This window comes from Clostridium gallinarum (assembly GCF_014836325.1).
Lineage (GTDB): Bacteria > Bacillota > Clostridia > Clostridiales > Clostridiaceae > Clostridium > Clostridium gallinarum.
Map to the genome: position 1 here is coordinate 71,909 of NZ_JACSQZ010000010.1, position 6,868 is coordinate 78,776.

At 27.1% G+C, this 6,868-nt stretch carries 7 protein-coding genes; 1 reads left to right on the forward strand and 6 read right to left on the reverse strand.

Annotated elements, in window-relative coordinates; all coding sequences use genetic code 11:
* The 5 genes from H9660_RS04550 to H9660_RS04570 form a co-directional block, all read right to left on the reverse strand.
* Positions 1-1,251, reverse strand: coding sequence for a nitrogenase component 1 (locus H9660_RS04550; RefSeq protein ID WP_191748983.1), 1,251 nt, complete (start codon positions 1,249-1,251; stop codon positions 1-3).
* A complete protein-coding gene (locus H9660_RS04555; protein WP_191748985.1) occupies positions 1,241-2,053 on the reverse strand; it encodes an ABC transporter ATP-binding protein in 813 nt (270 codons plus the stop codon). The genes H9660_RS04550 and H9660_RS04555 overlap by 11 nt, the downstream gene beginning before the upstream one ends.
* Entirely contained in the window at positions 2,054-3,037 is a 984-nt protein-coding gene (locus H9660_RS04560; RefSeq protein WP_191748994.1) for a FecCD family ABC transporter permease, read from the reverse strand.
* Positions 3,038-3,039: 2 nt separating this feature from the next.
* Entirely contained in the window at positions 3,040-3,930 is an 891-nt protein-coding gene (locus H9660_RS04565) for an ABC transporter substrate-binding protein (RefSeq protein ID WP_191748995.1), read from the reverse strand.
* 62 nt (positions 3,931-3,992) lie between these two features.
* Complete coding sequence (locus H9660_RS04570) at positions 3,993-4,733, reverse strand: nucleotide-binding protein (protein ID WP_191748996.1); 741 nt, start codon at positions 4,731-4,733, stop codon at positions 3,993-3,995.
* Between the two features lie 116 nt (positions 4,734-4,849).
* Between H9660_RS04570 and H9660_RS04575 the strand changes: the two genes are divergently transcribed.
* The gene (locus H9660_RS04575; RefSeq protein WP_191748997.1) at positions 4,850-5,596 is read left to right on the forward strand and encodes a helix-turn-helix domain-containing protein; all 747 of its coding nucleotides are present in this window, start codon (positions 4,850-4,852) and stop codon (positions 5,594-5,596) included.
* Positions 5,597-5,722: 126 nt separating this feature from the next.
* On the opposite strand, the gene H9660_RS04580 is transcribed toward H9660_RS04575, so the two are convergent.
* The gene (locus tag H9660_RS04580; RefSeq protein WP_191748998.1) at positions 5,723-6,703 is read right to left on the reverse strand and encodes a tRNA dihydrouridine synthase; all 981 of its coding nucleotides are present in this window, start codon (positions 6,701-6,703) and stop codon (positions 5,723-5,725) included.
* Positions 6,704-6,868 lie beyond the last annotated feature (165 nt).

Genomic DNA, 6,868 nt, shown 5'->3' on the forward strand with positions numbered 1-6,868 from the left:
TTAATTTTCTCCTACCTTCTCTAATATAGTTTTAATAACACCTATTGGTAATTCAAATCCAATTTTTTGAGCATTAGAGTCTAAAGTTATTTGAGACATCCCTTTACTTTTTAATAGCATTGGATTTTCATGTCCAATATATATATCTGCATCTAACTTATCATAAAGCTCTCTCATAGGTGCTATGTTGGCAATTCTTGTTATATATGGATTATATCTAGCTTCTAATATTTTATCTTTCCATATCTTATCTACTTCATATAACTCTCTTATTTGAATCATTTTTGGTTCAAGTCCAAGTTCTACTAAAAATTCTGAAGTTTCAAATGCCATCATTGGAGTATTGCCATATATAAAGCTTTTATGCTTTAATAACTCCTTAGCCTTATTAAATAACTTATCATATTCTTCTATTAGTTCTTTTACTTCTTCTGATATATTGATATTTAAAGTATTACTTATTTTTTCATAATTATTTATTATAATTTCCTTATTCATGTGTTTATCAAAGAATATATAAGGAATATTAAATTTTTTCTCCATATCTTTTGCAAGATCTAATGCTATCATATCAGTAACAATATTAAGATTAGCCTTTGTAGCATTCATAACCTCATTCAACTTACATCTAGATGGTATTATTGTATTTATTTCTATACCTTTTTTAGAAAGAATTTTATACATTTCTGTATTTTCTATTCCTTCTGCCCTATGCCCTATAATATTTACACCATTTTTTTCTTTTACATCTTTCATAACTTCTATAAGAGAATTCATAGCTCTAGTCATTCCTGGTATATGGCTATTACACTTATAGTGCTCTGTTCTAACAACAAAAATAGGTAATCCTATTTCTTCTTCAATTTCAACCTTTATTCCACTATAATCTTCACCTATAAGTTCTGGAACACAAGTAGTTACTATCATTATTCCTGATGGATTTTCTAACTCTTTTATATACTTTACTGCTTCTTTAACAGTTTTATCTGCTCCAAAAACAACTTCCTTCTCTTTAAGAACTAATGAATATACTTTATCTTTATTTTTATTACTAGAAAAAACCTTTGTATAATATGTACATTCGCTTGTTCCTACTACTAATATAGCTAAATCTTCAATATATGATGCCGTTAAAGCAACTCCAAATAATGGACAATGAGTCCCTGGAAATATTGCATAACTTAATACTTTTACATCACTATCTTCTTTAATATCACTTAATTTATTTAAAACATCTAAACTATAATACACAATTATTACACCTATCCTTTTCCTTATAACATACTTCTAAGGGATATATATGAGGTTTATTACTTATAGGATCTTTCCCTATACAACATTTAACATTATATACCTCATGAATAATATCTTTTACCATAACTTCTTCCGGACTTCCATCTGCTACTATTTTCCCTTTTTTCATTATTATCACTCTATCGCTATATCTTGCTGCTTGATTTAAATCATGAAGTACCATAATAATTGTCATATTAAATTTTGAATTTATCTCCCTTACAAGTTCCATAAGTTCTAACTGATGACACATATCTAAATAAGTAGTTGGTTCATCTAAAAATAAAACCTCTGTTTTTTGAGCTAATGACATAGCTAACCATACTCTTTGTCTTTCTCCCCCAGATAGCATAGCTACTTTTCTATTTTTATAATTTTCAAGTCCAGTATTTTTTATAGCCCAATTTACTATTTCTTCATCTTCTTTATTTCTTTGTTCATACCATTTCTTATGAGGAGTTCTTCCATAATAAATAAGTTCTTTAACTGTTATATCATTTGGCGATGAATTTTGTTGAGATAACATTGATATTGCTTTTGATATATCATTATTTTTCATGTTATCTAGTAATTTATCTAAAAGATATATTTCTCCTTCATCTTTCTTTATAAACCTAGCAATAGCTTTTAAGAATGTAGATTTACCTGAACCATTTGGTCCTATTATAGAAATAACTTCTCCCCTTTTTACCTCTAAAGATAAATCTTCTATTATAACTTTATTTTCATAACCAACTTTTAAATTATTTATTTTTATCAATTATTCTCCTCCTTTCTTCCTAAGAAGATATAAGAAAAATGGTCCTCCAACTATAGACATTATTACTCCAACTGGAAGTTCTAATGATCCTAAAATACTTCTTGCAACAGTATCTGCAACTAATAAAACTATTCCTCCTAAAATAATAGAAAAAGGAATTGTGTATTTATGATCAGAACCGATAATCATTCTACTTACATGAGGAACTATTAGTCCTACAAAACTTATTATTCCTACTACTGAAGTAGAAACTCCTGCTAAAAATACTGCTAAAACTGATAATAATAGCCTTGTTCTATTTAAATTTACACCTAGATTTATAGCTGCATCATCACCTAAATTTAAAATATTTGCACTTCTTATACAAAATAATGATAATATTAACCCAATAATTGAGTAAATTCCAAGAAGTCTAACATCGGTCCATGTTTTAGCTGCTAAACTTCCATTTAACCATAGCAATGCACTTTGAATTTTATCACTATAAAAAGTTGTTAATAAAGAAATAAATCCTCCCAAAATAGCATTAACTGCAACACCAGCTAAAACTACTCTTATTGGCTTTAATCCATTCTTCCATGCCATCATATAAACACAAGCACAAGCTACAGCACCACCTAAAAATGCTACTAAAGGTAATATTCCTATATACCGTGGCATTAATAGCAATATAATTATCGCTCCTACACTTGCTCCAGAAGATACTCCAGTAATACCTGGATCTGAAAGTGGGTTCTTCATTACAGCTTGAAGTAGCAAACCTGATATAGCCAGGTTTGCTCCTACTAAAACTGCTAATATATTTCTTGGTAATCTCATTTGATAAACTATTGTAGTTACTATTTTATTATCATTATTAATTAAAGCTGAAAAAATTTCTCCATAACTTAATTTAACACTTCCTATAGTTGAAAATATAAATATTAAAAATAATAATGCTATAAAGCTTACTACTATAACTCTTACCTTTGCTTTATTACTCATTTTTATTCTCCATAAAGTATATTTCCTAATTCCTCAATTGCTTCAGTTACTTTTAAGTTTGCCGTTACTCCAAATATAGTTGGATCTAAATCATATACTTTACCATTTTTAACAGCATCAAGTGCTTGCCAAGCTGGATTGCTAGTAAATTCATCATCAAAAGCTTTTTTAGCTGCATCAGTATCTCCATGTGAGAATCTTAATATATAATCTGGATTATCTTTAACTATTTGCTCTAAACTAAAGTTTATATATCCTGAATCTACTCCTTCAATTGCATCTGTTATATTATCAACATTAATAGTATTTAATAAATCTCCAATATATGATGTATCTGTTGCTAACATAAAGCTTTCTGATGATCCAAATATTATAGCTACCTTTAAATCACTTTTATCTTTTGAAGATTTTTCTAGAACCTTATCTACAGATTGTTGCAAAGTATTAACTAACGCATCTGCCTCATCTTCTCTTTCTGTTACTTTTCCAAGTTCAACTATACTATCTTTGAAATTAGTAAAAGATGTTGTATCAAAATAAAAAGAATTTAAATTATATTGACTTACTTGTTCACTCACCTTATCTTTAAAAGTTCCATCAAATACTACTAAATCAGGTGATAATGAAACTACTGTTTCAAAATTTGGTGCAAATGATTGTCCTATTTCTGTAATCCCATTATATCTTTCTGGTAATGTACTTTTTGTTGTTGGTATTCCTACTAAATCTAAATCTAGCTTATCCATAACTTGTGTTGCTGCTACTGTTGATGATACTATCTTTATAGTTTGTTCTTTAACCTCTTCCTTTGGCGTCTCTGTTTGAGCCTTTGAACATGAAATCATTCCTAATGTTGCTCCTATTAAAACTAAACTTAATATTTTCTTTATCATATCTATCCTCTTCCTTTAAAATTAATTTACTATTGTATTTATTTAATAAAATTAATCAAATTTTAATTTATTATTTTATTTGCTAGCTCAAAATATATATTAGACATTTCATTTTCTTTATCATATTCTATTACTGTCTTGCCATCATTTTCAGCTAATTGAACTTCTGGTCTTCTTGGTATGTAATGAACTATTTTTGTATCTATTTCTTCACATAGTTTTTCTACAAGTTCTACTTCCTTCTCTACATTTTTCGCATTTAAAATTAATCCTTTTAAACTTGCATAACCTTTATTTTTAAATTGTTTTACGGCAGTTGATATATTGCTTGCTGCATACATAGACATCATTTCTCCTGAAGTAACAACATAAACTTCTTCTGCATATCCATTTCTTATAGGCATAGAAAAGCCACCACACACAACATCCCCTAAAACATCATATATAACTATATCTGGATTATAAACTTCAAAAGCTTTAAGCTCTTCTAATTTTTCGAAAGCCGCTATTATTCCTCTACCAGCACAACCTACGCCTGGAGTTGGACCACCTGCCTCCACGCATAAAACTCCATTAAACCCTTCAAATACTATATCTTCAAGTTTTAAATCATCCTTATCTTTTATAGCATCTAAAACTGTTGGTATAAATTTTCCTCCCATTAAATTCTTAGTCGAATCGGCTTTAGGATCACATCCAATTTGCATAACCTTATACCCCAAACAGGATAATGCTGCTGATAAATTGGATACAGTAGTTGACTTACCAATACCACCTTTTCCATAAATCGCAATTTTTTTCATTTGGACACTTCACACCTTTCTTAATTTATGGTTTAATTATATCACTGATAATGATTATCAATATTAATCATATTAACAACTTTTAATTATATTAACATTAATTTCATGGAGGACTTATGTTAAATGACAATTTACTTTTAAAATCAATCTTGGATAAATTTAATCTTTCAACCCAATTACAAATAACATGTGTAAATAAAGATAAGAAACTAAAAGTTCAATCTTCTTCCACTAGCTATAATTTATTGAAAGAAGAAATAGATTTAGCTTTAAGTAGCTCAAAAAAATTACAAAATTATATTGATACAAAGATGATTGAATTCGTATCTTTAGAAGAAAATAAAGAAGTAGGAATTATTTATATTAATTTAAATAATGAAATCAATGATTATTTTATTTTAGGTCCATTTTCAACTACTAATAATTTAGAAATAATATCCTACCCTTATAGACCTAAATATTGTATAACTTACATTGCTGATTTATTACTTATAATTATTAAAGATAGTAAATCCTTTAATTGTAAAATTACTGAAAAATTCTTTAGTCTAAACATAAAAAAAACTATAGAATATATTCATAAAAATTATGATGAGCAACTAACTATTGATTCTATTTCAAAAATGCTTAATATACATAAATGTTATTTTTGTAATTCTTTTAAAAAAGAAACAGGAATGACATTTACAAATTTCCTATGCAAATTTAGAGTTGAAAAAAGTAAGGAACTCTTATTAAATCCATCTCTTTCAATTCTAGATATTGCCATTTCTGTTGGATTCAATAATCAAAGCTATTACACTATGATGTTTAAAAAATTAACTAATTTAACACCATTAGAGTATAGAAAAAGTCTTATATAAAATAAAAAAGTGTAGTGAATTTCTATATCACTACACTTTTAATTCATACTTAAAATTTATTTATATCAATTTTTCCAAGCTCTTCACTTTAGCTTTTAACTTCTTCTAAATAAATTATTATCTACTCTATTTGTTTTCTTGATTAACTTGGCTACTAAATAAACCTGCTCCCTTAATAATTTCCTCTTCATCAAATAAGCTTTGCATCGCTTCATTATAATTACTTAATTTTTGCGATTTTTTAATCTTCTTTGAATGCTTCTTATTATTTGAGAAAATATATATCATATATCCCCATAATTCCTTCATTCTATATAAAGCGATGTTCTCATCCTTAAAAACTTCTACATGATTAGATAATATTTCATCATGAAATTCTTTTAATAACTTTTTATCTAATACTATATCACTATGTATTTCATTAATTAATCCTGGATTAGCTAACAGTCCTCTTCCTAGCATCAGCTTGTCTAACTTAGGAAAAGCTTCTGTTATCATCTTATAATCATCAACTGTAAAAATATCACCATTATAACATATTGGATTAGAGCTTAATTCTATTGCATCCTTAAAAACTTCTAAATTAGGTTTATTCCCATAAAAATCCTTCTGGGTTCTAGGATGAATTATCAGTTCTTTTATTGGATATTTATTATAAATTTTTATTAAATCATAAAATTCTTCTGGATTATCTTTTCCTATTCTAGTTTTTATAGATATTTCTATATCATCTTTTTTAAATATATTATTTAAAAATATATCAAGCTCCTCTTTTTTAGCTAAGAAACCTGAGCCTCTTCCCTTTGATACAACAGTTCCTGAAGGACAGCCTAAATTTAAATTTATTTCATTATACCCTAACTGCTGTAACTTAACTGCAGTATAAATAAATCCTTCTGCATCATTAGTAAGAATTTGAGGTACTATGTTCATATTAATATTATTTTCTGGTAAAACATCTCTTAGTTCCTTAGTCTTAAAACTCTTGCTACTAGTTGGAACAATAAAAGGTGTAAAATATTTATCTATATTATTAAAAAATTTCTTATGAGCATTTCTATATATATGCCCTGTAATTCCTTCCATTGGTGCTAAATAATATTTCATTTAATAACTCCTTTATTTTAGTCTAAGAAATATTATAGCAGTATTAAATTTTCTTATCTATATATAATTTCTTAAAGAATTAAAAGGAGCTGTCGCATTAGCGGATAAAAAATTCGCTAGCGAAGCTCCTTTCTTTTCATTTACAATGGATTGATTGTATATTCT

Coding starts and splice junctions, on each gene's coding strand:
- H9660_RS04560 (WP_191748994.1), bottom strand. CDS start 3,037: ATGAGTAATAAAGCAAAGGTAAGAGTTATAGTAGTAAGCTTTATAGCA.
- H9660_RS04565 (WP_191748995.1), bottom strand. CDS start 3,930: ATGATAAAGAAAATATTAAGTTTAGTTTTAATAGGAGCAACATTAGGA.
- H9660_RS04570 (WP_191748996.1), bottom strand. CDS start 4,733: ATGAAAAAAATTGCGATTTATGGAAAAGGTGGTATTGGTAAGTCAACT.
- H9660_RS04575 (WP_191748997.1), top strand. CDS start 4,850: ATGTTAAATGACAATTTACTTTTAAAATCAATCTTGGATAAATTTAAT.
- H9660_RS04580 (WP_191748998.1), bottom strand. CDS start 6,703: ATGAAATATTATTTAGCACCAATGGAAGGAATTACAGGGCATATATAT.